Consider the following 25,504-nt stretch of genomic DNA (forward strand, 5'->3'; position numbering starts at 1 on the left):
TACTCCGGACGGGAACAGAGGGTCAGCTGCCGCAGGTCTCGGCGGCGTAGTCGGCGTTGACGGTGGTGGTGACTTCCTTGCCGCCGACGGTGGCGGTGGCCCTGACGGTCACCGAACCGGCCGGGACCGTCGCCGCCCGCACCGCGAACGACTGGAAGGCGGCGGCGCCGGGAGCGACGTCGGCGAAGGACCGGTTGCCGTACCGGGTCTCCACGACGACGTCGACCGGCGAGTCGTGGTCGTTGAGCACCCGTACCGCGACGTACGCCTTGCCGGCGATGCACCGGGGCTGGGCGGTCACGGTGACGGGCACCTCGGCGGAGCGTTCGTTGTAGACCGCCGCCACGTCCGCCGCGCTCAGGGTGGACGTGTACATCCGTACGTCGTCCATCAGACCGTCGAACGCCACGTCCGGGTAGCCGTTGCGACCCAGCCAGTTGTTCGTTGTCGGGCCGACCTCCGTCATCCCGACGGTCAGGTCGTTCCGGGTCGCGATCGCCTCGCCGTTGAGGTACAGCGTGCCGGTCGAAGCCTGCCGGGTGAAGGCCACGTGGTTCCACTCGCCGGCGGCCACGTCCCGGACCGGAGTGGCGTAGATCCGCTCCTCCGGGCCGGTCTTGCCCTTGAAGGTGACCGCGAGTCCGGTGTTGCCGGCGGCCTGGGTCTGCATCTGGATCTGGTAGTAGCTCCCGGCGTTGCCGAGCCCGTCACCGATGTGGAACAGGCCGGTCCAGTTGCTCTTCGTGTCGGGGCGTACCCAGAACGCGGTGGTGAAGTTCGCCGCGCCCATCAGCAGGTTGTCCGGCAGGTCGACCGCGTTGCTGTTACTGCCACCGGGCAGGTCGATCGCTTTGCCGAGCACACCGTCGGTGGACCAGCCCGTGGACCCGGTCAGGACGGCGGGCCCGGCCCCACCTCCGACGCCGGTGTTGGCGGCGGTGGTACCCGCGCCCTCCTCGAACTCGTACCGGACAGGAATTCCGGTGGCCGTTGGCGGTGGGGCGTCGTCGCCCACGATCACCAGGTCGTCGACCGTCAGGCCGGCGTCGGCTCCGGTAGCTTTCAGGCTGAGCTTCTGTGCAGCCGTCGCGGCCGTGAAGGTGCCGGCGTACGTGCCGTAGGCGGCCGTCGAAGGCAGGGCTGTGGTGGCGGTGAGCGTGGTGTTCAGGTTGCCGATCGACAGGGTGGCTGTCGCCGCCCCGGTCCCGGCAGATCGGGCGTCGCGTGCGTAGCGCAGCGAGATCCGGTACGTCCGGCCGGGGGTGAGATCGTTGACTGTGCGTTCGATGCTGCCCGCGGTACCCAGGCTGAGCTGGTAACCGGTGAGGCCGAGGCCACCCTGGCCGGTGGCGGTGCCACGAACCAGCTGGACCGGGCTCTCGACGGTCCACGGCGACATCCGGTTGTTGCCCGCGGCGACGTCCACGGTGGCCGGCGCGGTGTTGGTGCGCCACTCGGCGGGCACCCGCGGGTACTCGAACTGGTCGACGATCCGCGGGTTGAGCTGCGTCATCGCGACCGACGGGTCGATCTTGACGATCTTCGCGGCCGACGGGGTGCCGTTACTGTCCCAGACGAACAGCATGTACGACCCGGGCGGGGCGTAGTTACCGTTGACCGGCGACGTGATGTTGACCGTGTTGCCGGACTGGCTGAACGCCAGGTCCTGGAAGTTCTGGTCGTTGTTGAACCCGTGCGTCACCGAGCCGTTACGGACCAGCGTGACCCGGGAGACCGTACCGGTCGAGGTGACCTGGAAGTTGCCGTTGTAACCGATCTTCTCCGGCGCGGTGTTGATCACCGGGCGCGAAGCGGCGCTGTTGCCGTCGAACAGGTACCCGGGCGAGTAGTACTCGACGTCCGTGTAGTTGCGCGGGCCGGGGACGCCACCGCCACCGATCATCACGCGGCCGTCGGGCAGGAGCAGCGCCGTGGAGTGGTAGAGCCGGGCATGCTCGTGCGGGAGGGCGACCTCGGTCCAGTTGCCGGTCTCCGGGTCCCAGATCTCGGGGTTGGTGATGTACCCGCCGTTGCCGTTGTTCTCCCGGCTACCACCAGAGACCAGCACCTTGCCATCGGGCAGCAGTGTCGCGGTGGCCCAGTGACGCTGGTACTTCATCGGCTGGGTCGCCGTGACGACCGGGCTGGCGGTGCCGCCGGTGATGTCGACGGTGAAGGCGCCGCGGGCGCCGTCGGGGCCGCCGCCGTTGGCCCACCAGCCGCCACCGACCTGCAGGATCTTGCCGGGGCGGTACATGACGGCGGTGGATGTGGCACCGACCGGGTTGCCGTTGGCGCCCTGGTTGGCGATGTCGCCCGGCAGGGTACCCCGCAGCGCGATCTGGCCAGTGCCGCCGTTGCCGGCGGGGTTGAGCTCGTACATCTGCGTGCCGGTGATGTTGAACAGCGTCCCGGTCGTCGGGGCGACGAACGCCCGCGGGTACCACCAGCGGTTCTCGTCCTGGCCGGGGTGGTCGGCCCCACCGTCACCGTACGCGGCGGTGCTCCGCGCGCCGGTGAGCAGCTTCCAGCCCGAGCCTGACTCCGGGGTGTAGATCTCGGGGGTGAGCACGCCCGGGCCGCCCGGACCGCCTCGGAGGCTTCCGCCCTGCACGACGACGTCACCGTTGGGCATGGTGGTGCCGGTCGGGTACCAGCGGGGGATGTTCATGGGCGCTTCGTTCTGCAGCCCGTTGTTCGTGCTGTAGCTGGTGACACCGAGCGCGGCGTCGTTGGGGGCGTTGCCGCCCATGCTGTCGTCACCGCCGACCGTCATCGTGGAGTGGTCGTGCGGGCTCTGCACCTGCATGGAGCAGAACAGGTCGGTGTACGTGGTGTTCGGGATGATGCCTGCGCGTAGGTTCGCCAAGGTTCGTGGCTGCGCGGGGTCCCAGATGTCGACCTCCATGTGGCCGCCCTGGGTGACCGAGGAGTTGCCGGTCCAGTCGTACGGCGTGGTGTCGTTGCCCCAGCCGCCGACGCTGCCGAAGGACTGCACCCGGCCGTCGGAGGTCAGCGCCATGTTGATCGGGACCAGCGGCCACGGCGTGACACCGCTCCAGGCGCCGGCGATGTCCTTGACCGGCGGCGAGCAGTCGGCGGCCAGCAGACCGGCGGCGTACGCCAGGCCGTTCTTCATCTGGGCGCGCATGTACGCCTCGGAGTAGGCGCTGCCCTCGTGGCCCATCGAGGTGTACCAGGACCGGCCGGAGTCGATCTTCTGGCACCAGGTGACCGGGTGCGAGGAACCCTGCCGGCCCATGCCGTAGGAGGTCTCATCGGCCTCGATCAGGGTGCGAACCCACGGTGCCGGGTTGACCACCCAGTCGTACCACTCGTCGCTGCGGGTGATCGAGGCCGTGACGCCCTGGGTGAGCGGGTGACTGGTGTCCTTCACGAACACGCGGCCGGGGCGTACACCGGGGTTCTCCGGGTGTCCTTCGGAGACGGCGCCGACCAGGCGGGCGTAGAACGGGTTGACGTCGTGCTCGCTCTCGCCGACCGACCAGCCGGTGTAGTGCAGGCCCATGTAACCGCCGCCGGCGCGGATGTACGCCTCCAGCGCGGACCGCTGCGCGGCGTTGAACAGCACGCCGCCGGTCTGGGCGAAGACGACGGTGTCCTTGTCGGCCAGGTTGCTGGTGTTGAAGACCGAGGGGTCGTCGGTCTCCTGGATCTCCACCTGCTGCCCGTACTGCGTGCCGAGTTCGTTGACCAGGTCGCGCACGGCCTGCCGCGCCTGTACGTGGGAGGCATGGAAGTTGGGCTTGTAGAACAGCAACACGTTGAGCCGGCCGTCGGTGTCAGGGGCGGCGAGTGCTGTGGCGGGGAAGGTGACGGAGGCAGTCGTCGCGGCGACCAGCGCCAGCACGACAGAAGCTACGGCGGCCCGGCCAGACAGGCCATTGAGCAACGCAGCTAAATCTTTAAATATGCGGAAACGGGCAGACCTGTAGGGCGCTTTCATACGGGATCCCTTGAGGTTCGGCGGACGTGGCGGCGAGGCGGATACCACCACGGAGGGCCTGAACGTAGGACACGCCATAGTGCACAGTCAAGAACTGCGTCTACATATGTGGATTAGAAATTCTCGCGTCCGCATATGAGAATTGAGTCCGAATTCTTGAGATATACAGCTCGATCAACACTTTTCTCAGTCGTGCGAACGTGGGCCCCTGGGACAGATCCCGGGGCCCACGTTCCTGATACGACAGCGTGCCTACCGGCGGCCTGAATACAGCTGCGACACGTTGTCGGCGGAAAGCTCGTAGCCGTACAGGCGGAAGTCGTCGATCAGCCCGTCGAAGCGGGGGTCGCCCCAGCTCGTTCCGCCGATGAAGTTGGCGGTGGTGTTGCCGCCTACGCCGACGTTGCCGATGCCGATGCCGAAATTGGTCCGGGTGGCCTGGAGTACGCCGTTGAAATAGATCTTGCCGGTCGAGCCGTTCATCGTGAACACCACGTGGGTCCACTGGTTGAGCGGCAGGTCTCGGCCGGCGCCGAGGGTGAGACGTTCCTGTGCTGCCGCTCCGGACGCCTTGAAGGTGGCCCCGAACCCGGTGGTTCCATTGTTCGTGCCTGACTGGAGCAGGAAGAACGTGTCTGTGCTGCTGCCGATCTGCAGCAGCGGCACCCAATTCGGCAGAGTGTCCGGGCGTGCCCAGAGGGAGACGGCGAACTGGTTGGTCAGCCCGGCCTGGATGTTGTCGGGCAGCCTGACCTGGTTGCCCGAGACCGCGCCGCCGCCGGGCAATGACACCGCGCTGCCGATCCGTCCAGCTGCCCAGGACGTCGTGCCCTGCAGCGTGGCCGCGCCGATCGACACCTTGGTTCCCGAGTTTCCGGCGGTCGCGCCGGTGTTCTCATCGAAGGTGTAGCGGACGGCGTTGCCCTCGTTGTACATGGCCGCCACCTCCGGACCGCTCAGCGCGGATGTGTACGTCCGTACGTCGTCGATCAGACCGTCGAACGCAGCGTCGCCGTACCCGTTGCGGCCCAGCCAGTTGTTGGCGGTCGGGCCGATGGCGCTCATGCCGATGGTCAGGTTGCTACGGCTCGCGATCGCCACGCCGTTGAGGTAAAGCGTGCCGACCGCACCCTGCCGGGTGAATGCCACGTGGTTCCACTGGTTGGCTGCCACGTCCCGTACGGGATTGGCGTACACCCGCTCCTCGGGTCCGGTCTTCGCCTTGAAAGTGGCGGCGAGCCCGGTGTTGCCGCTGGCCTGGGTCTGCATCTGGATGTGGAAGTAGCTGCCGGCGGAGCCGAGTCCGTCTCCGATGTGGAACATGCTGGTCCAGTTGTTCTTGGTGTCGGGGCGTACCCAGAATCCGGTGGTGAAGTTGGCCGCGTTCTGCAGCAGGTTGTCCGGCAGGTCGACCGCGTTGGCGGTGCTGCCGCCGGGCAGGTTGATCGCCTTGCCGATGACACCGTTGGCCGACCAGCCGGTGGTGCCGGTCAGGACGGCGGCGCCGGGGCCACCGGGGGTGCCGGTGTTGGCGGCGGAGGTGCCCTGACCTTCCTCGAACTCGTAGCGGACCGCGCCACTCGGCGGCGCCGGTGGTGAGCAGTCGGCGCTCAGCAACCCAGCGGCGTACGCCAGGCCGTTCTTGATCTGGGCGCGCATGTACGGTTCGGCGTACGCCGAACCTTCGTGGCCCATCGCGGTGTACCAGGACCGGCCGGAGTCGATCTTCTGGCACCAGGTGATCGGGTGCGGGCTGCCGTTGGCGCCGCCGCCGTAGGACGACTCGTCGGCCTCGATCAGGGTCCGGACGTTGGGCGCCGGGTTGACCACCCAGTCGTACCACTCGTCGCTGCGGGTGATCGAGGGCGTCACGCCCTGGACCAGCGGATGGCCGGTGTCCGGTGTGAACACGCGACCCGGCCGGACGCCGGGGTTCTCCGGGTGGCCCTCGGAGACGGCGCCGACGAGGCGGTAGTAGAACGGGTTGACGTCGTGCTCGCTCTGACCGACCGACCAGCCGGCGTAGTGCAAGCCAAGATAACCGCCGCCACCACGGATGTAGGTCTCGAGAGCACTGCGCTGCTCTGCGTTGAACAGCACGCCACCGGTCTGCGCGAAGACCACAGTGTCCTTGGTGGCGAGGTTCGCGGTCGTGAAGGCCGCCGGGTCGTCGGTCTCCTGGATGTCGACCGTCTGGTTGTACTGGGTGCCGAGCTGGGCGGCCAGGTCACGCACCGCCTGCCGGGCCTGCACGTGGGAAGCGTGGAAGTTGGATTTGTAGAACAGCAGCACGGTGAGCCGGCCGTCGTCGGCCGGAGCCGCTGCTGCTGTGGCGGGCACCGCCGAACCGGCAACCATGGCCAATGCGACGAACCCCGCGGTGAGCGGGGCGAACAAGCGAGGCATTTTCATAGGACATCCCTGGGGATCGGCATGGCGAGGGGGACGGGTACCACGGCCGGAAGGAGCCGACGAAACAATGTGTAACACAAGAAGAAGAACTACGTCTATATACATGAACCTGAATTGATTTGGTTCGCGTATGTGAACTTGTATCGAGGACGGTCTGGCGGGCCGGCGCTTGGGTGGCCGGTGACCTGCGCGGTGGCGAGCCAGGTCGCGGTGGCTACGAGTGCGGGTTCTCCAGGGGGGTTCCGTCAGGCCAGTAGCTGCTCGGTGACCGTCCAGAGGCGACGGGCCTGTGCTGGGTCGAGCATGGCTGAGTTTGCGTCTGAGGGGATGTTGTCCGCGGTCAGTGGGCGGACGGCGTCGTCCAGGGGCGCGACGTCGTTGTCTTTGAGGTACAGGCCGCCGAGTCCGTCGAGCAGGGGGCTCACCGCGCCGAAGACCAGGGTTGCGGCGCCTTGGGCGAGAGTTTTCTTGCCGGCTTCGGGGTTGATGATTGTCGCGCCGTTCTCGTCCACGAGGCCCTGCGCCCGGTAGGAGGGGAGCTGGCTCGGGTGGTGCGGGCCGGGGCCGATGATGACCCCGGGGTGGGCTGCGAAGGCACGGATGCCTTCGTCGGCGTACCGGCGGTCGAGTTCCACGGTGAAGAGGACGTTCGCTCGTTTGGACTGCCCGTATGCCGCGCCCGGGTCGTAGCCGGTGCTGAAGGCGAGGTCGTTCCAGCGGATCTCGCCGAAACGGGCGGCACCCGAGGTGACGGTGAGCACCCGGGCCCCGCCTGCTTTCCTCAGGGCCGGTAGGAGCGCCCGGGTGAGCTGGAAATGGCCCAGGTGGGAGGTCGAGAACGAGAGCTCGTTCCCGCGGGTGTCGAGGCGCAGTTCGGGGCTGAAGAGCATCGCGGCGTTGTTCACCAGCGCGTGCAGCGGGCGGCCCGTCGCGAGCCACCGTGTCGCGAAGGCGTCGACCGAGGCGGGGTCGGTGAGATCGAGCTGTTCCACTTCGGCGTCGATCTCGCCCAAGGCGGCCCGGTGGGGGTCGCGGGCGGCGACGGTCACGGACGCGCCCGCGGTGGCGAGGGCTCGGGTGACCTCGCGCCCGAGCCGGCCGTGCCCGCCGGTGACGATCACTTCCCGGCCCGTGAGGTCGATGCCGTCGAGGATGTCGGTGGTGGTGGAGGCGGCGGTGAATCCGCTGCCGAGGGGATGCTGGTCCTTGATCACGATGGGATACCTCAATGCTGTCCGGGTTACTTGGAGTCGATGTGCCCGACGGGCTCGGCCGGCGTGGCGGTGAGCTCGGACCAGGCCTTGGCGTCGATGCCGAGAGCCGTCCGCAGGAAAGCCGTGGTGGTGCGGCGGACCAGGTCGACCCGTTCAGGGCTCTCGTCGCTGGTCAGGGTCGACGAGTAGTCCTGGATGCCGCCGAGGGTGTGCTCGCCGCCGTGCAGGGTCACCAGGTGCTGGGCTCCGGGGCTGTGGTGGTAGATGTCGGTGAACCAGTCCGGGCCCCGGGTGGACAGCTGCGACTGGTCGTTGTCACCGGCGACGACGATCGACGGGGTGGTGAGCTGGGTGAAGTCCGGGGTCATGAACGCGAAGTTCTCCTGGGCGAACGGGGTCAGGTCGCCGCGGTTGAGTCCGGTGGTGGCGAGCAGGACCCCGGCCTTCACCCGGTGGTCGGTGCGGTCCTCGCCGGGTTTTCCGTCGGCGTCCAGGACGCGGGCGCCCAGCAGCATGCCGATGGACTGGCCGCCCCAGGAGTGGCCGGCCACGGCCAGGCGCTCCCGGTCGACGCGGCCGGTCAGGCCGGGCACCGCGGCGATGATGGTGTCGAGCTCGTCGATGACCTGCTCGAGGTCGTCGACCCGGGTCTGCCAGATCGTCGGGTAGCGGGGGTCGGCGGGGGTCAGGCCGAGGGTGGCGGAGTCGAGGAACGTGGGCTGGACGACGACGAAACCGTTGGCCGTCCAGTGGTCCACCAGCGGGTCGGCCGCGGTCATCGACTGGCTGAACCCGTGGGCGAAGACGATTACCGGGAGGTCCGTTCCCGTGACCGGTGCGGTGATGCGGACCTGCAGGTCGTCGCCGCGAGTGGGGGCCGCGAGGGTCACGGGACGCACGCTGATCACTGGGGTGCTGAGGGTGGTTGACACGGTGGTCCTTCCGGAGAGGGGGCCGGCCGAAGCAAAACGGATCGGCGTTCCACAAACGTACGGAACGCCGATCCGTTTCAGCAATGAGAAACGGATCACTGTTCCGCGAAGCTGGGCGGTGTGCGATGATCACGAGGTGACCAGCCCACGGCGACGTCGTGATGTCGAGCGGAACCAGCGGGCCCTCCTGGACGCGGCGGCGGCCGTGTTCACCGCCTCGGGGGTGGATGCTCCGGTTCGTGAGGTCGCGGCAGCGGCCGGGGTCGGCGTGGCCACCCTCTACCGGCATTACCCGACCCGATCCGAGCTGGTCGTCGCGGTGTACCGCCATCAGATCGACGCGCTCGCGGAGGCCGGGCCCGCCCTGCTCGCGTCGGCCCCCACCCCGTTCGCCGCGATCCTGAGCTGGATCCACCAGTTCGTCGATTTCCTCGGTACGAAGCACGGGCTCGGCCGTGTCTGGGAGGGCGACGCGGCCGGCTTCACGGCGCTGCACGTCCTGTTCGTGGAGCGGCTCGTCCCCGTGCTCACCGGCATGCTGGAAGCCGCCCGGGCGTCCGGCGAAGTGGTGGCCCCGATCCCCGCGTACCGGCTGATCCGCGCGGTCGGCGATCTCGTGGCGTTCTCGTCGCCCGACCCCGACTACGACGTCCGGCAGATGGTGACGCTCCTGGTCAGCGGGCTGCGACAAGACCAGCCCGAGCTCGGCCCCAGCGCCTGAGGAACGACGCCGTACGGACTATCGCCCGCAACCCCACGCTCTCGCCCGCCCTCGTCGAGTCGCTCTCACACCATCCGGCGGCCGAAGTCCGCGTCGTGATCGCCGGCCGGGCCGGCCTGACCGCCGATCAGGTCGCGGCCCTGGAGGCCGATCCCGATGACGCCGTCCGCCAAGCGGTAGCGAATCATGCGTACGTCTCGCAAGCGGAACAGGCGATCCTGGACGGACAGGTCGACCTGGAATCGGAGCGCTGGGCCCATTCGACCAATCCGAGTGGAGGGCTGGACCGACGAGGATGCCGGTTGATCTCAGTTGGCGACGCGGACTTCGATGTCGGTGAAGGTGACGCCGAACGGGCCTTTCCGGGCGTCGGGGGCGCTGACCACCCCGAGGTCGAAGCGGCCGCCGGTGAGGTCCGGCTCGCCGAGTTTCTGCTCGCCCAGCCGGATGCCGTTGTTCCCGACCCGTACGACGTCGTTTTCGATCACCAGCTGCGGGTGCATCTCGGGGCCGGTGCCGGTGACAGCCCAGTCCTGCAGGACGACGCTGTCGCCGCTGGCTTCTTCCTCGGCGTGCAGCTGCCAGACGCCCGGGCAGGCGTCGAGCCGATAGCGCATGGCGGGCGTCGAGGCGAACCAGATGCCCAGGCAGCTGCCGGCCCGGTCGAGGCGACCCGTCACCTCGACGGCGAAGACGCCCTTCACCTCCACGTCCGGGGCCGAGCAGCGCCAGATGCCGGGATCCTGGTTCTGGATCCCCAGGCCGTCGTTGCTGAAACGGCAGTACGTGCGGCCGTTCTGGACCGAGGACGGCTTCCACTCGCCGTCGGTGACCAGAGGATTGGAGATCGCGAGGGTGCCGTTCGGCAGGACCATCGCCGCTTCTTTCACGCTCTTGCTCTGATCATCTGTGTTGCCTTGCCGGAGCGCGATTCCTGTGCCGGCGGCGAGGGCCAGGGTCACGACTGCGGCGACGACAGCCTTACGGCGTGGCCTCGGTGCCCGGCGGGTCTTCAGCATCCCGGCGACCGCCGTGCGAATCTCGGGCTGCTGTGCGAACAACGTACGTTCGCTGTCGGGGCCGATCAGGGCCTGGACCAGTTCCCGGGCAGTCGGACGGTGTTGCGGGGAGGCGGACAGAGCCTGCTGTACGAGGTCGCGCAGGCTCCCGGTCAACCCGTCGAGGGTGGGCTCGCCGCTCATGATTCGTCCGAAGACCCCGACCGCGGAGTCCGCGTCGAAGGGCGCCTGGCCCTGAGCCGCGTAGGCGATCACGCAGCCCCACGCGAACACGTCGGTGGCCGGGGTGACCGCATCGGCGACCGCCCCGAAGCGCTCCGGCGCCATGTAGTTGATCGTCCCGACGACCTCGCCGGTCCGGGTGTGCTGGGTCGTCGGCTCCAGCGCCCGGGCGATACCGAAGTCGATCACCTTGGGGCTGCCCGGCGCGAGCAGCACGTTGTGCGGTTTGAGGTCGCGGTGGATGACGCCGGCGTCGTGGATGGCGGCCAGGGCCGTCGCGACGCCGATCGCCAGAGCGTGCAGGTTCGAGGCGCTCAACGGGCCGTGCCGCGTCACCTCGTCGGCCAGCGACGGCCCGTCCACGAACTCGACCACCAGGTAGGGCTGGGCCGCGTCGGGGTCGGCCTCGAGCACCTCGGCCGTGCAGAACGGCGGCACCTGCCGGGCCCGGGCGACCTCGGACCGGAACCTCGACCGGAACCCGCTGTCCCCGGCGTGCTGCGCGTGGATCACCTTGACCGCCACCCGGCGGCCGTCGCGGGCCCGGGCCTCGTAGACCACGCCCATGCCGCCGGCCCCGAGCCGGCCGATCAGCTGATAGGTCCCGACGTACGAGGGATCGTCCGGACGCAGCCGGCCGTCGCGCTCGGACATGCCCTCTCCCGGTCCATCGTGGATGATCCGGGACACCCTATCGGGCGCGACGGGCGCAGTGGGATCGCCGTCCGCCCGGCCACCCGGAATGACACCAGGATCGGCATGACTGCTGACGAGCACGCCGTACGCGCCGCCGAACTCACTGCGGAAGCGGAGCGGCTCTACCAGATCTGCCTGGTCGACTATCAGACCAACATCAACGAAGACGACCACTCGGACGAGCCGTACGTTCCCGGCGCCGACCTCGCGATGCTCACCGCCACCACGCAGCTGGCCCAGGTCCACGCGACTCTCGCCCTGCGGGGCCCGGCTCGACCAGGCGCTCGGTGAGAGCATGATCACGGTCGTTCGGCTCTTCCGCAGAAGATCTTCGCTGGTGAAGGGTGGTGGGCGACAACGCGTGACAGGAGTCCTCGATCATGGCTGATGCCCCGGCCGGTGGTTACGTCCAGCTGCTCGACCCCGACGGTGAGCACGCCGGCAGCGTCACCACCGAGCAAGGCGTCACCTACTCGGTCGATTTCACCGACGAGGAGTACCGGGAGCTTTATCGCGACTTGGTGATGGTCCGCCGGCTCGACGCCGAGGGGGTGGCGTTGCAGCGGCAGGGCGAGTTGGGCCTGTGGGCGAGCCTGCTGGGCCAGGAAGCCGCTCAGATCGGCTCCGGCCGGGCCCTGCGGCAGCAGGACATGGCGTTCCCCAGCTACCGCGAGCATGGCGTGCTGTACGCCCGGGGGATGGACCCGATTCTGCCGTTCAGCCTGTTCCGCGGCGTTGACCACGGCGGCTGGGACGCCACCGGGCACAAGTTCAACAACTACACCCTGGTGATCGGGGCGCAGACCCTGCACGCCACCGGCTACGCCATGGGTGTCCGGATGGACGGCAAGACCGGCGGGCCCGACGGTGAGGCCGTGATCGCCTACTTCGGCGACGGCGCGACCAGCCAGGGCGAGGTCAACGAGGCGTTCGTCTGGTCCTCGGTGTTCCAGGCGCCGGTCGTGTTCTTCTGCCAGAACAATCAGTGGGCGATCTCCTTGCCGCCGGAGCGGCAGACCCGCCATCCGATCCACCGCCGGGCCGACGGGTTCGGCTTCCCGGGCGTACGGGTCGACGGCAACGACGTTCTGGCCAGCTACGCGGTGACCCGGGCGGCCCTGGACGACGCCCGGCTGGGGCGTGGGCCGGCGCTGATCGAGGCGTACACGTACCGGATGGGTGGGCACAGCACCTCCGACGACCCGACTCGTTACCGGGCCGCCGCCGAGGTGGAGGCGTGGAAGGCCAAGGACCCGATCCGCCGGGTGAAGGCGTTCCTGGTCAAGCAACAACTGGCCGACGACGACTTCTTCGCCCAGGTCGACGCCGACGCCGGCAAGATCGCCCTCGACCTGCGCGAACGCGTCATGTCCCTGCCCGATCCGCAGCCGGTCGACATGTTCGAAAACGTGCACCCCGAAGGCTCCGCCGAGGTGGCCCGGCAGCGGGCCGAATTCACCGGCTACCACGACTCGTTCGGCAGCTGACCGGCATCAGTCGCGCGGGCGGGCAGGCCCCGACGCAGCTTCCAGCCGATCGGGACCGGAGAACCGCCGTACCATCCACTTGCGATCATGCTCCTGCTGCGGTTCTCTGAAATATCTTGTCGGCACGCTTGGTCGTGAGGTCGCCTTGTTCGACACCACCCGCTACGACCGGGAGGTGTTGCGCCCGCTGCGAGGCATGCATGGCGAGCTTCCCGCGGGCGACCTTCTCGCCCGCTACGCGATCGACCCCGGCATGGACGCGGCCGAGCTCGCCGCCCATCTGACGGAGGTCCGGGCCTGGTGGGCGGAACGAGCCAAGGCACCCGACTTCCGCGCCCAGGTCTGTCAACGGCTCCTCGCAGCTGACCGGGAGCTGCGTGCTTCCGCCGGCGACGCGATGATGGTTCCCGAGTGGTGGCGCGAGCAGGATCGGCACGTAGCCACCGCTTTCATCCCCGCCGTGGGGGCCGAGTCGCCACTGATCGAACGGGGTGAGGCGTCGCCCGCGGAGTACGACTGGCGGGCCGGCGCCCGTTCACTCTTCTGGGGGACGCTGGCCCTGCTCGGCCGCGGACCGGTCGCCGCAGCTGGCACCGGGGTGGCGGAGTCGCTGGCGACAGCTGTGGCCCCCGAGCCGGAGTCGCCGACCCTCGTGCCGCATCTGCGCGCCCGGGCGGTCGCCGCCGACGGCAACCACTGTCAGGTCGAGGTGTCGTGGTCGAGTGATCATGACGACGTTCTGGTCCGGCACGCTCCCGGGCCGCCGTCGTTCCCGGCCGGAGCCGAGGTCGCCTGGCCGTGCGAGTGGGGCGCCGAAGTGCCCGGCGAGCCCGCTACCCGTGACGGCCACCACGTGATCGGCCTGCGGGTGCCCACCGGCTACCGCGTCTATGTGCCGTTCACGGTGACCGGCGACCGGGCCCGTGCGGGGCGCCTCATCGGGCTCGACGTCGCCCCGCCGGTGCGCGAGCTGCGGGTGGAGCGCGACGGTGACGCGGCCGTGGCCACCTGGATCTGGCCGCCGGACACCACACTCGCCTCGGTCGAGTGGGCCGGCCAACGGCATCGGGTCACCCGGGACGACTACGAGGCCGAGAACGGTTTCACGATCGCCGACGCCCGCTTCGGCGGCGAGGTGGTGGTGCGGGCCCTGGCCGCGGTGGGTGGCGGCCTGGCGTTGTCGCCGGACGCCCGGGCTCCGGTCGCGCCCGCGCCGCCGCGCGTCACCTACGACCTGGTCCGTCGACGCCGCCTGTGGGGCACGGCGGATCTGGTCCTCACCCTCGAGACCGACCGCGACTGCTCCGGCATGGTGCTTGATCTCGTGCTTCGCCCCGGCGACTTCTGGCCGACCGGCCCCGGCCAGGGGCAGCTTCTGGCCCGGTTCACCCAACTCGAACTGCACGTCGAGGAGCCGCTGACGCTCACCCGGCCCTGGCCGGACGTTCCCAAGCACGACCGCCCCTACTGGATCCGGGCCTTCGTCCGCGAGCCGGCGCGGGTGGCCCTCATCGACCCGCCGACCGACCACCTGAGGTATTCATGACCAAGCTGAACTGCCCGTTCTGCTACAACACGATCCGGCGGCGGTCCGAGCTTCACTTCATGTGCCGTGGCCGACCGACCGGTGCCCGCCCGGCCTGCCAGCCCGAGCTGGACCAAGTTCGGAGCAATCTGACCGGTTTCAAGGAGGCGACGCTGCCCACCTTCGAGGCGGTCAGTGAGAACCTCATGTTGCCGTTCACCAAGGCACACTGCCCGAAGTGTGGCGGCGAGACAACCACGCGGGCGTGCTCGCACTGTCACACCCGGCTGCCGATGGAGTTCGGTCTCGACGCCAGTCCGATGGTGGCGATGGTCGGTGCCCGTGGCACCGGCAAGACCGTCTACCTGACGGTCCTGTCCAACGAGCTGCAGAAGCCGAAGATCCGTTCCGAGTTCGCCGCGACTGTCCGGCCGATTGGCGAGGGCCAGGACGGATTCGGCGCACAGGACCAATGGGTGCGGGAAAGCATTCATCAGGTGTACGAGGATCGGAAGCTCTTCTCGACCACCGCGCAGGCGGTCGACGGGCGGAAGGCGCCGATCGTGCTCGAGTGGCGCGGCCGGCACAACCGGCGGTTCGTGTTGCGCAAGTTCCGCACCAACTACCTTTCCTTCTACGACACCGCGGGCGAGGACCTGACCGCCGACGACGTCACTTTCAAGCTGCATTACCTGCGTGCGGCTGACTACCTCATCCTGCTGCTCGACCCGTTCCAGTTGCCTGAGGTGCAGCGTCTGCTCCGGCTGCCGCCGGCCGCGCTGCTGCACGTACGGGAAGGAAAACCGCCGATCGACGTGCTGGCGCGGGTCACCGAGGCGCTGAAACAAGGCGACCACTGGAACGGCCGGCACATCACAGTGCCGGTGGCGGTGGCATTTGCCAAGATGGATGCGTTCAATCAGCATCTGCCCGAAACGCACCCATTGCGAGCTCGGCGGCGAACCCTCGGCGGCTACGACGAGAAGACCGGACGCATCATTCACGAAGAGATGAAGTCGCTGCTGCACGAGTGGGGTGGCGACGAGATCGACGCCCACCTGAGCGGTCACTACCGCTCCTACCAGTATTTCGCCGTCTCGGCCCTGGGTGCCGAACCCGATTACGAGAATTACCTGGTCAATCCCCGCGGCGTGCGGCCTGACCGGGTCGAGGAGCCGCTGCTTTGGCTCATGCACAAGGGTGGGTTGGTGCCGAGGGCCGCCTCGTGACCGGCCGCTTCGACACGTACATCTACACCAACTGCCGGGCGGGCGACGGGCTGGCGCAGCGCGACGGTTTCCAGTTCCAGGCTGCCTCACCCGGCGCCGACCGCCAGGCCATGCCGTTGGTGCAGCGCCGCCTCCTCTACGAGCCGTCGCCGGTGTGGATGCGGGAACGGCGCCCGGTGGCCGACTATCCACCGTCCTTTGCGCACGTCCACGACGGGCGGCTCTGGGCCACCGCCGCAGGCGTCTATCTAGGCCGGGAGTCAGGCGGCGGGCGCGAGGGAAATCAGCTGACCCACGCGATCGCGACCGACGACCCCCGGGCGTACGGGTTGATCCGTCCCTCGCAGTTGTCCGGCGCCCCCTTCTGGACGACCGTGCCCGCGCCGGCCCAGCAGTGCCCGCCGCTCGACCCGGGATGGGAGCCGGGACCGTTCGGCGTCCTCGAGGCTCAGCGGTTCGTGCTCGCCCAGCACGGGGGTCGCGCCCTGCTCACGGCGCTGGTCTCCCATCTCCGCCGCGACCGGCTCGACCCGCGGCGTGTGCTCTTCCTGGCCCGCGAACCGGAACTGGTGCTGCGCTGGATCACGGCGGCCACGTTGCTGGTGCCGCATCAGCAGGCCCTCGGCATCGATTTCAAAATCTTCACCCTGAACCCGGCGTACGCCGACCACCGCATCCTTGCTGTGCACCCTGACTGGTCGACGGGCTCGGTCAACCTCGACAACCAACTCGGCTACGTGGTGTTCGACCTGGTGCGGCACGACTGGACGCCGGTGACGACCGACCCGGAGAGCCGCCGCTGGGTCGAACTGTTTCTGGCCGAGGACCCGTACGACATCGTGGACGCGGTCGAGATCGCGGCGGCCGCCACAGTGGGGCACCACGCCGTGGCGGCCACCGGTACGTCGTTCGGGCTGGCGGTCGTGCTAGGACGCCCGCCCGAGCCGGAGGCGGTCGGTGGGATCGTCGACTGGCTCGGCCAGGCGCCCGCTGATCTGGTCGCCCGGTACGGCGCTGACCTCGTGGACCGGCTGCTCGAGCCGGCCGTCCAGCTCAGCATCGACGATCTGGACGCCCTCGAAGCGGCGGCCAGTGCCCGCTTGCCGACCCGTGCGGCGCGGGTGCGCCTCGTGCTGCTGCGGGCGGAGCTCGACGAAGTGAGCCGCACGGTCGAGGTGCAACCGGACAAGCTGACACCGCTCAAGCCGCCGAGTTGGATCAGTGCGCACGAGAACGAGGCGGTCGATCTTCTGGCCACCGCGATGGCGTCGGCCGGACCGGCCCACTTCGAGATCCTGCTGCGCCTCGCCGCCCGCTTCGGTGTCACTCCGCCGCACAGCCTTCTCGATCCCGGCCTCCAGCGGTTCGTCGAGGCCTGGGCGCGGGGGCCGCGACCTGAGTACAACCCGCGGCGGTGGGCTGACGGCGAGGAGGTGGAGCGCAAACTGCGCCGGTTGCTCGAGCGCTCGATAGTGAACGGCAACACCACCGCCGCCGCCGTTGGCGACCTGTGGTGGGAGACGCTGACTCCACTGACCCAGCTCGAGACCGCCCTGGACCGCGCGCTCGCCGCCGCCGCCATGCTGAACCTCAAGCAGCCCGCCCGCGACCAACTGGCCGACCGGATGTTCGCCGCTCTGGACGGCTCGCCGCCACCGGCCGGGGCGTTGGCCGCTCTGATCGGCGTGCTCTGGGCTCGCGCCCTGCCCACGCCGAAAGAGGCGAGGCGGCTGCTTCGCCTGCTTCCCGCAGCCGGCGCCCTCACCGACGACCACCTGCCCGCGTTGGCCTACGCGATGCTGCAGCGGGAGGTCAGCGACGAGGTCTTCCTGGTGGCCTACATGCTGGCCGCCGAGAAGCAGACGTGGCAGCCCACGGCCGCCGTGGCCCGGCGGATCGCCGAGGAGCAGAACGTCCGGTGGGTGCTGGTTCAGTTGAGGAAAGGGAGCCGGGACATCGCGCAGTTGACCGCCGCCATGGAAACCGTGCCGCAGCACACCGTGACGATGAACTATGACCGGCTTCTGTACGCGATGGTGCGCTGCCCCAACCCGGTCGCCGCCCTTGCCGTCCTATCCGTACTCGACGACCATCCGGACCTGCCAGCCGATTTCACCACCGAGATCACCCGGGGCATCATCTCCGAGGAGCAGCGGCCGGCACAGATGGCGCTCGCTTTTGTCCTGCATACCGAGCCGTACGAGGATCCAGCCGTGCTGCCCGTCAGCGAACGCCAGATCCTGGCCCGCCTGACCAAGGCGGTGAGCGACTTCGCGGTCCGTGCGTCGGCGGCCCGCCTGGAAAGTGTGGGGCGGGAGATCGAGAAGGTGGGTGGGCCATGGCCGGACCGGTGGGCAGACTTCCTGCGCCGCACGCGCACGCGGGGCGTGCTCCGCCGCATCATCGGCACGGACTCCTAGCTGCCCTTACTCCTCATCGTCGAGCAGCAGGCGCGCGCGCAGGGCCGCGCGGTGGGCGGCGTTGTGGTCGCCACGCTGGTCGTGCAGCCGGGACAGACTCTGATAACTGTTGATCAGCTCGGCCCGGAGCCCGACGTCGAGCGGCTCGGCGGCGTGCAACTGATCGCGGAGCAGGCACGCCTCGGTGAGAAGGGCAACGGCGCGTTCCAGATCGCCGCCCAGCGCGATGACCTGGGCCTGAACCGCGAGAGCGCCGGCCAGGGCGTTGCCTTGCCCGGGCAGCTGACGGTAGGCCTTCACCGCCTCACCGAGTGCCTCCGCGGCCGCGTCCGGGCGTTCCAGCTCGGCCAGCAGCAGGCCGCGTCCGACCTGGGCCGCGGCCAGCCCGGGCAGCTGTCGGAGGTCGCTCCGGGCGAGCTCGCGGTACAGCACAACCGCTCGCTCCAGCTGTGCCAGCCCGGCCTCGTGCGAGCGGAGGTCGCCCAGGTCCATGCCGTAGGCGCTGCGGGCGTACGCGAGTCGTGCGCGGTGTCCCGGCGGGTCGGCCGCGGCCAGCGCCTCGTATCGTTCGACCGCCTCGGCGCAGGCCGCCACGGCCAGGTCGCGCTGGTCCCGGAGGCGCGCCTGAGCCGCCTCGACGAGCAGTGCGTCGGCCAGCGCGGCGCTGTGGCGGGCTGGTTCGGTCTCGGCCAGGTCGCGGTAGCGAGCGACCGCCTCGCGCGCCGCGTCCGCTGCCTCCTGGATGCGCCCCAGCCGGCTCAGGATGCGGGCCTGCTGCGCCAGTGCGTACGCCTCGTCCGGGCCGGTGGCCCCCGGCCCGGAGCGCAGCCGCTGGTAGTACTCGACGGCCTCGGCGATCGCCGAGTAGGCGTGCAGGGGCTGTCCCGCCTGGTCGAGGCGTACGGCCCAGGTCACCAGCGCCCGGGCCAGGGCCGCGACGGCCTCGTCCGAGCTGGGCGCCGCGGAGAGCAGACCACGGCGCTGCCCCACCTCGTAGTCGGCGGTCCGGAGGGCCATCTCATCGCGACCTTCCCGTTCCCAGATTCGGCCGCGCTCGCGTACGGCGTCGGCCAGCGCGGTCCGGTGCGGGGCGCTCGAGGCGGCCAGCCGCACGTACCCTTCGGCGAGGTCGCGGGCCCGGTCGATGCTCTGACCAGCGAAGATCGTCGAAACGTCGGGCACCTCGTCGACGATCGCTCGCAGCACCGCCACCGACGTCGACGCATCGGCGACCGTCGCCCGGGCCAGCTCCAGCAACTCGGCGGTGAGCCCGCCGGTGCTTCTGGCCACTTCAAGCAGCCGGGCGCAGAGTGCTGGTTCTCGACTCGTGGCCGTCCAGAGTGGAACGGTGAGCGCGGGGGTCACGCGGCAAGCGGGTACCAGGAGCTGCAACGCCCGCCCCGCCTGACGCTCGGACACTGACGGCAACAGGTTCAGAAGGCCAGGGTCCCGCCGTACCGCGGGCAGAACGATCCGCTCGCGCACCGGGGCCGCGAGCAGCGACCAGTAGCGGTCGGCTTCTCCCGGATACAGCTGGTGCAGCCACGCGGCGATGCGTCGGCTCCCCTCGTACTCACGGACGGTTCCGGCCAGCTGTGCGACCGTGCGGGCCTCGCTCGCCGAGTCGGCGCCGAACAATTGAGCGGCGGCAAGGTAGGCATCGAGCTGCCCGGGGTCGGCGAAGGTGACTTGGGCGTGGACGGCGGTCTGCTCGGCGTGCACGCGCTCCCGGGCGACGAGAGCCTCGACTGCCGGCGTCGCGCTGGCTCCCACGAGCCCGTGCAGGGCAGCCAGGGCGACCTCCAACGGGGTCACGTCGTCGTCACTCAGCCGACCCGGAACCGCGCGACGGGCGCGGAACATCGCCGGGTCACCCGCCGGGAAGATCCGGATGCCCAGGTCGGTGACGGCCTGGTGGTAGAGGTCAGTCCGATCCGCAGGCGAGCCGAACCCGCCGATGGCGAGCCGGACGTCGAGGTCGCGGGTCCACCCGCCGGTGTCGCGGGCCAGGAACAGCGTGCGGACGTGCGGGTCGGGCGCCGGCGGGGGCTCCAGTTCGAAATCGGCGTGATCGACGATCAGCAGTGCCGGCCCCACGCCGGGCGGTACCCGGCCCCATCCGGTTCGCCAGCCTTCGATGCTCAGACGTGCGGCCAGTTCGACGGCGAGCCGGGATTTGCCCGTCCCGGCCCGACCGGTGACGAGGGCGGCCGGGGCCCCGGCCGGATCGGCACACCACTCCATCAGCCCGGCCAGGGCGGGCGGGGCCACATAGCTGACGGCGGTCTTCTGCGGGGCGAGCAACCGGGACAGGTCGACTCCGGGGCCGGGTCCGGGAGCGGAGGACTCGGTGACCGGCAGCGTGCCGGGCGGCGCGGTCGGGTGGCTCGTGCGGCGCAACCGGGACTCGGCCCGCTCGATGTGGCTGCGGGCCAATTCGGTGATCGCGAACGGGCGGCTCTCGTCAGTGATCACTCCATCGCCCGCGCCCGGAGTCAGTGCGGAGAACCAGCCGTGGTGGCCGCTCTGCTGCTGCACGGCGGCTGAGACGCGCTCGCGGACGCGCCCGGCCTGCAACAGCTCACTGACCGAGAATGTGCCGATCAGCAACTGCGGCACGCCTTCCACGAAACGGTATAGGCCGCGCTGGCTGTCCTCGACATGCAGTAGCCCGCTCAGCAGTACCTCAGCCAGGTGAGCCGACTGTACGCGGTCGAACATCGCGTGGTGTACGTACCGGATGACCTCTATTGCCGGGTCGCCCAGCGCCACGTAGCGGGCCAGGTCGTAGGCCTCGTTGGAGGCGGCCGCCCGGAACTGGCGCACGCGCTGCGCGGCCGACAGCGCCGGCCGCGGAATGGCGACCGCGCGCTCCGGCGGGCGCCCACTGACCCAGGTGACCGCGGCCGTGGCCGACGGGCCGCCGGCCACCAACGCTGTCCAGCGGCCCAGCCATTCCGGGTCGATCTCGAGCACCGGCACCGCGGTGCCCTCTTTCTCGCCGTGGCCGCCGAAAGGTACGAAGTCCAGGTCGCTGTTGGGAGCGCAGGCACGGGGGGCGGTCAAGGTGCCGGCCACCGTCCGAGCCCACGTCCGTTGCCACAGACGCTCGGGCAACGGCTGCAGGATCGCCGCCGGCCCGTGCCGTCCCCACTCGTGCAGCATCTGGCCGGCCAACCCGGACCGCCAGACCGGGCCGACACAGTCGCTGATGACGAGCACGATGCGCCGATTACTCGGATCGACGAGCCGGCCGGACGGTAACGGACGGCCCCGCCAGTCGGTCAAGCCGTCCTCGGACAGGCGGTGTTCGGCCACCTGCCGGAAAACGCCGGACTCGCGTAGCGCCGACACGATCCCCGCAGCCAGGTCCTGCCAGATCGCCATCGAGTCGGTGTGGTCGACGACCACGGCGGCGTCCAACCAGAGCCGGCTCGGCGGCCGCATCACCACCGGCCACGCGGAGCCGACCGGGTGGTCCGCGGCCAGCCGGGCGGTGGCCTCCTCGTCCAGCGACCCCAGACCGAACGACGGCACCCGGCGCAGCAGCGGACGCAGTGCTCGCTGAAAGGCGAGGCGGCCGTCCAGCGCGGTCGCCTTGGGAACGTCCTCCATCCGGGCCTCGCGCCCGCCCGCCGGACTCGCGGCCGGTGGCCGATAGATGTGCAGCGGCTGCTTCTCTCGCGGCTCCTCCGGCGGCCGCACGGGCGGAGGCTCAGGTATGGGGGAACGAGCCTGGGGGGCCGGAATCGGCTCGGGCCTGCGCGACTCGTCCGATGTCGGCGCCGGCGGCCGGGGTGACGCGGCCGGAGTGATCTGCGCGGCCAGCCAGAGGGTCTCGGCGAGTTCCCGCGGAGTGGGATCCACACCGCCCCGGCACAGCGCCTCGCGCAGATCCTCGAGATTCATCGTGGCGTCAGTGATTGCATCAGAGCCTGCTCCAGCGCCTCGCGGGTCGCGCTTCGGCTGAGGCCGGCCGTATGAACCAGATAGATGGCGTTGAGCAGTTGGTCGGTGGCGAGCGACGACGGTTCCTGCTCGTCGAGGAACCGCTGGATGATGTCGCTGCTGTCCTCTTCCATATCGGGCAGGTGCGCGGCGACGATCGCCTTGAGTTTGGCCGCGCCGGGCCGCTTGATCTCGACCTGCACACAACGTCGCAGGAACGCCGGCGGGAACTCGCGCTCGCCGTTGCTGGTCATGACCACGACCGGGAACTGGCTGCACCGCACGTGGCCGTTGCGGATCAGCGCCTGGTCGGCGCCGTCGGCCGTCTGGACCCGCGCCTCCGCGTACCGGTCGAGCTGACGCAGCAGCTCGGTGATCTCGTACTCGCCGTCCTCGAGCGCGGTGAGCAGATCGTTCGGCAGGTCCAGGTCGGCCTTGTCGATCTCGTCGATGAGCAGGACTCGCGGCCGTCGGCGGGGGAGCAGCGCGGTGCCCAACGGGCCCAGCCGCAGATAGCGGCCCAGGTCTTCGTCCCACGTCCGGTTGCTGCCCTCATTGCGGCTGGACGCGTATAGCCGGGCCAGCGGGTCGTAGTGGTAGAGCCCGTCCCCCAGCGTGGACTTGCTGGTCACCGTCCACCGCAGGACGCGCCCCAGGCTCAGCTCGTGCGCGATCGCCTTGGCCAGCGTGGACTTGCCGGTGCCGGGCGGCCCGGTGACCAGTAACGGGCGGCGCAGATAGAGCGCGGCGTTGACGAGTTTGACCGTCTCGGGATCGGGGCGATAATGCTCAGCGGCGCGGATCTCCTTGGGCCGGGTCTCCGGTACGAACGGCAGATCCTCGGCCGGATCGGCTTCGAACCCGCGCCAGGGCGGCGGTGCGGGCAGTCCGTCGATCAGATGATGCGGATCGCCCGATCCCTTGTATACGTACCACGCGTTGCTCTCGGTTTGGTTGGACACAGGCACCTCGTCAGCTCGCCGCGAAACCCAGGCGCACGAGGCGCCGCCGGGCATCGTCGCGCAGCAGCGCCAAGCCGCTGCCGCAATGGGTCGGGTCTCCACTGGCCACGGCCTCGGCTCGCAGCTCGCGTATGCGATGAGCGACCTGGTCGAACGTCACGCCGCGAAGACGGTCGGTCAAATTTTCCGCGAACAACCGGCCCGCGCAAGCTTCATGGCCGGCGCTGTCGCCGGGCGAGCACTGACCCCGCCGCCATATCAGCACCGGCGGCCCGATCTGGACCGCCTCGCCGACATGCTCGGGCGCACTCCATTGACAAGTCAGGCCGATTACGAGCGGGCCGTCCGGCCCTTCGAACAGCCAGCCCTGGAAGGCGTCAGTCGTCGTGGGCGCCTCAGTGTGGTCGCGCCACCGCAGTTCGTCGCCGAGGTCGGCGAAGTGGTCCCGCAGCAGACCGGCCCGGTGGCTCAACCCCGCTGGGTTGGCGTGATTGAACCAGTGCAGGTCTCGCACCACGACCGGGCGCGAGATGCCCAACCGGGCCCGGGCCTCGGCCAGGTTCATCCAGTCCTCGACCGGCTCGGACAGGAAATCGGAAGGCAGGACGAACTCGACGGTGAACACGCGCAACGGCATCTGGACCACGGCGTCGTGGAGCGCGCTCTCTACGGCGGAACGCCACTCTGTCGGCAGGAGCCCGTTCGCCTCGGCGACCACTTCGCCGAGTTCCCCGTCCGCGTCGGTGACGAGCCAGACCTTCAGGTCGTACGTCGCGATCTTGCGCGCCGCTGTCGCCTCGAGCTTGACGACGATTGCGCCCTCGTGGGCTGGCTCGGTGACCACTGTCGGGATTTCGCCGGAATACAGGTGGGCGCCGTGCCAGTGCCGCGCCTCGGCGGTGCCGATCTTGACGAGCAGCCCCGCCAGGTTGTAGCGCATTTCGTCGTCGTCCAGCATGGTCGTCTGGACGACCAGCGACTCGACCACACCGGCCAGCGTGCTCAGGTTGCCGGGCATGCTCGGCACCTTGGCTCGCATCATAGTGAGTAACTGCCGGATCCGGGCCTGCGGCAGTTTGGCTGCTGCCACTACCGCGCGCAGCTCGGTGTAGGCATGCGGTGTCAGCGTGCCGAGCGGAATTATCCCGTCGAGTGCGGGACAGACCTCAGCTATATGCGCCACCGGCACGATGGCCCCGATCCGCTCACTGCGGGCGGCCTTGCGCACCATGCCGACTACCTGCTGGGTGTTCTGATGACGGGCCGCAGCGCCGCTGAAGCCTTCCTGCAGCCACGGGCCGAACGCCTCCTCAGCCTGCTGTACCTGGACGTCGCCGCCGAGGTACTGCTGCGGTCCGGAATGGAAGCTGGTGTAGACACCGCTTTCCTCATAGCTGCGCGGAAATCCGTAGGCGTCGAGGGTCTCGCCACTGTAGATTTCCAGTGCGGCGTGCGGCGCGAGCGGAGCGGGATCCACTCGTACGGGTGTGTCCAGCTCGAGCACGGCGACGTCGGCTTCATCGGCGGCCGGTGACCACCACGGCCCGGTGCGCAGCACGGTAGCATCGCGTGCCTGATCGCCGCCGAGCGTCACCTGCGCGCGGGAATGGTCACGCACCACGTGCTCGCAGGTCACCACATGCCGGTCGTCGACCAGGAAACCACTGCCCCGCCGGTGCGCCGCCGGGATGTCGATCCGGGCCTGCCAGCGCGGCTCACTCATTCGGGACCGGTGTTTTCGTCGTCATCGGCGTCCAACGACGGCCGGCCGGCTGCAGGTGACTGGCCCGACCAGGTCATGCGTACGACGATGTGCCCCTCGGCGGCTGTCTTGGCAAACACCGCGGACCCGGCTTCGGCCTTGAACTTGACGCCGAACTCGAGTTCGATCAAGTGGGGCGTGTCGTCCCCCGACCTCAAGGTGTCGAGGGCCTTGATCGCGATGCCGCGCACGCCGTTCAGCGCCTGCTCGAGCGTCTCACGCGCTTTGAACATCCGCCCGTCGAACGACACCTCGCCAAAACCTGTGTCAGGGGCATCGATCTCGATCATCACGGCGCTGCCGTCGTCGGCTTGAACCTGCATGAGCTCGCTTGGCACGTCTGTCCCTCCAGGAGGCATCAGTGACGTGAGCATCCTCTGCCGATCGTCATAGCGCTATCAGCTATTTGTCCGGTGTGCGTACCGGATGAGGTGGCTAGCGACAGCGCTTCGCCGACTTGTTTGCGTAGTCCTGGCGACGCCAGTAGATCGAGTTCTACGGACGCGAACCGAATCGACGTGGATCTGGCTTCGGTGCCAGCCCGAGGGCCGCTGTTGTCTAGATTAGGTAGGCTTGCCTAAGTTGACCTTAGGATTCGTCGCGGTCGAATTCCTACCACGAGTGGATCTGACTGTGCTCTTGCGACTTTCCGTGTCCTGGTCGCCCTTTTCGTTGCTGCGACTGTGGTTGCGGCGCTGTCCCCGGCCCTCGCGGCTGATGCCGGATTTACCCGGCAGCCCGGGCCGCGGACTGTGGCCGACGGAGGTGCTGTCACGTTCTCCGTCGAGTATCCGGGGGCGCTGTTCTATACCTGGTATCGCACGGACGCCAAGGGCAGCGTCCCGCTGCCCAACAGCAATGCCGCCGATTACGCCTTCACCGTTTCCATCGTGGACAACGGTGCCACGTACTCGGTGCGGGCTTTTGATGCTCAGTTCGTAAAGCACAAGTCGGAGGAGGCGAAGCTGACTGTGACTCCAGTTGCCGC

16 protein-coding genes are annotated in these 25,504 nt (G+C 69.3%); 6 read left to right on the forward strand and 10 right to left on the reverse strand.

The features are described from left to right. Positions 1-22: 22 nt before the first annotated feature. The 4 genes from M1L60_RS13410 to M1L60_RS13425 form a co-directional block, all read right to left on the reverse strand. Entirely contained in the window at positions 23-3,871 is a 3,849-nt protein-coding gene (locus tag M1L60_RS13410) for a ThuA domain-containing protein (RefSeq protein WP_253237714.1), read from the reverse strand. A gap of 348 nt (positions 3,872-4,219) precedes the next feature. After that, positions 4,220-6,379: a LamG-like jellyroll fold domain-containing protein gene (locus tag M1L60_RS13415; protein WP_253237715.1), complete on the reverse strand. Its 2,160-nt coding sequence runs from the start codon at positions 6,377-6,379 to the stop codon at positions 4,220-4,222. A gap of 245 nt (positions 6,380-6,624) precedes the next feature. After that, complete coding sequence (locus tag M1L60_RS13420; RefSeq protein ID WP_253237716.1) at positions 6,625-7,593, reverse strand: SDR family NAD(P)-dependent oxidoreductase; 969 nt, start codon at positions 7,591-7,593, stop codon at positions 6,625-6,627. A 26-nt stretch (positions 7,594-7,619) separates the two neighbouring features. Then, complete coding sequence (locus M1L60_RS13425; protein WP_438862101.1) at positions 7,620-8,525, reverse strand: alpha/beta hydrolase family protein; 906 nt, start codon at positions 8,523-8,525, stop codon at positions 7,620-7,622. A 136-nt stretch (positions 8,526-8,661) separates the two neighbouring features. On the opposite strand from M1L60_RS13425, the gene M1L60_RS13430 reads away from it, so the two are divergent. Further along, positions 8,662-9,246, forward strand: a complete 585-nt coding sequence (locus M1L60_RS13430) for a TetR/AcrR family transcriptional regulator (protein ID WP_253237718.1) — start codon at positions 8,662-8,664, stop codon at positions 9,244-9,246. Positions 9,247-9,311: 65 nt separating this feature from the next. Here the strand turns inward: M1L60_RS13430 and M1L60_RS13435 are convergent, their stop codons facing one another. Both M1L60_RS13435 and M1L60_RS13440 read right to left on the reverse strand, forming a co-directional pair. After that, entirely contained in the window at positions 9,312-9,506 is a 195-nt protein-coding gene (locus M1L60_RS13435) for a hypothetical protein (RefSeq protein WP_253237719.1), read from the reverse strand. 48 nt (positions 9,507-9,554) lie between these two features. After that, positions 9,555-11,141, reverse strand: coding sequence for a serine/threonine-protein kinase (locus M1L60_RS13440; protein ID WP_253237720.1), 1,587 nt, complete (start codon positions 11,139-11,141; stop codon positions 9,555-9,557). A 105-nt stretch (positions 11,142-11,246) separates the two neighbouring features. Here M1L60_RS13440 and M1L60_RS13445 point away from each other — a divergent pair, with 105 nt between their 5' ends. The 5 genes from M1L60_RS13445 to M1L60_RS13465 all read left to right on the forward strand — a co-directional run bounded on the left by M1L60_RS13445 (position 11,247) and on the right by M1L60_RS13465 (position 17,844). Beyond that, positions 11,247-11,474: a hypothetical protein gene (locus M1L60_RS13445; RefSeq protein WP_253237721.1), complete on the forward strand. Its 228-nt coding sequence runs from the start codon at positions 11,247-11,249 to the stop codon at positions 11,472-11,474. Between the two features lie 89 nt (positions 11,475-11,563). Next, entirely contained in the window at positions 11,564-12,670 is a 1,107-nt protein-coding gene (locus M1L60_RS13450) for a thiamine pyrophosphate-dependent dehydrogenase E1 component subunit alpha (protein WP_253237722.1), read from the forward strand. Between the two features lie 145 nt (positions 12,671-12,815). Further along, positions 12,816-14,216: a hypothetical protein gene (locus tag M1L60_RS13455; RefSeq protein WP_253237723.1), complete on the forward strand. Its 1,401-nt coding sequence runs from the start codon at positions 12,816-12,818 to the stop codon at positions 14,214-14,216. Next, positions 14,213-15,424 (forward strand): hypothetical protein, encoded by a 1,212-nt coding sequence (locus M1L60_RS13460; RefSeq protein WP_253237724.1) that lies wholly within the window; start codon positions 14,213-14,215, stop codon positions 15,422-15,424. Before M1L60_RS13455 ends, M1L60_RS13460 begins: the two co-directional genes overlap by 4 nt. Further along, a complete protein-coding gene (locus M1L60_RS13465) occupies positions 15,421-17,844 on the forward strand; it encodes a GTPase-associated protein 1-related protein (protein ID WP_253237725.1) in 2,424 nt (807 codons plus the stop codon). Before M1L60_RS13460 ends, M1L60_RS13465 begins: the two co-directional genes overlap by 4 nt. 6 nt (positions 17,845-17,850) lie before the next feature. On the opposite strand, the gene M1L60_RS13470 is transcribed toward M1L60_RS13465, so the two are convergent. Genes M1L60_RS13470 through M1L60_RS13485 form a run of 4 tightly spaced genes read right to left on the reverse strand, consistent with a single transcriptional unit; the run spans position 17,851 to position 24,854 of the window. Then, positions 17,851-21,753, reverse strand: coding sequence for an SAV_2336 N-terminal domain-related protein (locus tag M1L60_RS13470; RefSeq protein ID WP_253237726.1), 3,903 nt, complete (start codon positions 21,751-21,753; stop codon positions 17,851-17,853). Continuing rightward, positions 21,750-22,754, reverse strand: a complete 1,005-nt coding sequence (locus tag M1L60_RS13475) for an AAA family ATPase (protein WP_253237727.1) — start codon at positions 22,752-22,754, stop codon at positions 21,750-21,752. The genes M1L60_RS13470 and M1L60_RS13475 overlap by 4 nt, the downstream gene beginning before the upstream one ends. 10 nt (positions 22,755-22,764) lie before the next feature. Continuing rightward, the gene (locus M1L60_RS13480) at positions 22,765-24,477 is read right to left on the reverse strand and encodes a VMAP-C domain-containing protein (protein ID WP_253237728.1); all 1,713 of its coding nucleotides are present in this window, start codon (positions 24,475-24,477) and stop codon (positions 22,765-22,767) included. Beyond that, on the reverse strand, positions 24,474-24,854 hold the full coding sequence (locus M1L60_RS13485; protein ID WP_253237729.1) for a CU044_2847 family protein: 381 nt from the start codon (positions 24,852-24,854) through the stop codon (positions 24,474-24,476). Before M1L60_RS13485 ends, M1L60_RS13480 begins: the two co-directional genes overlap by 4 nt. Positions 24,855-25,504: the final 650 nt, after the last annotated feature.

The sequence above is a fragment of the Paractinoplanes aksuensis genome, from assembly GCF_024137025.1.
GTDB classification, from domain to species: domain Bacteria; phylum Actinomycetota; class Actinomycetes; order Mycobacteriales; family Micromonosporaceae; genus Actinoplanes; species Actinoplanes aksuensis.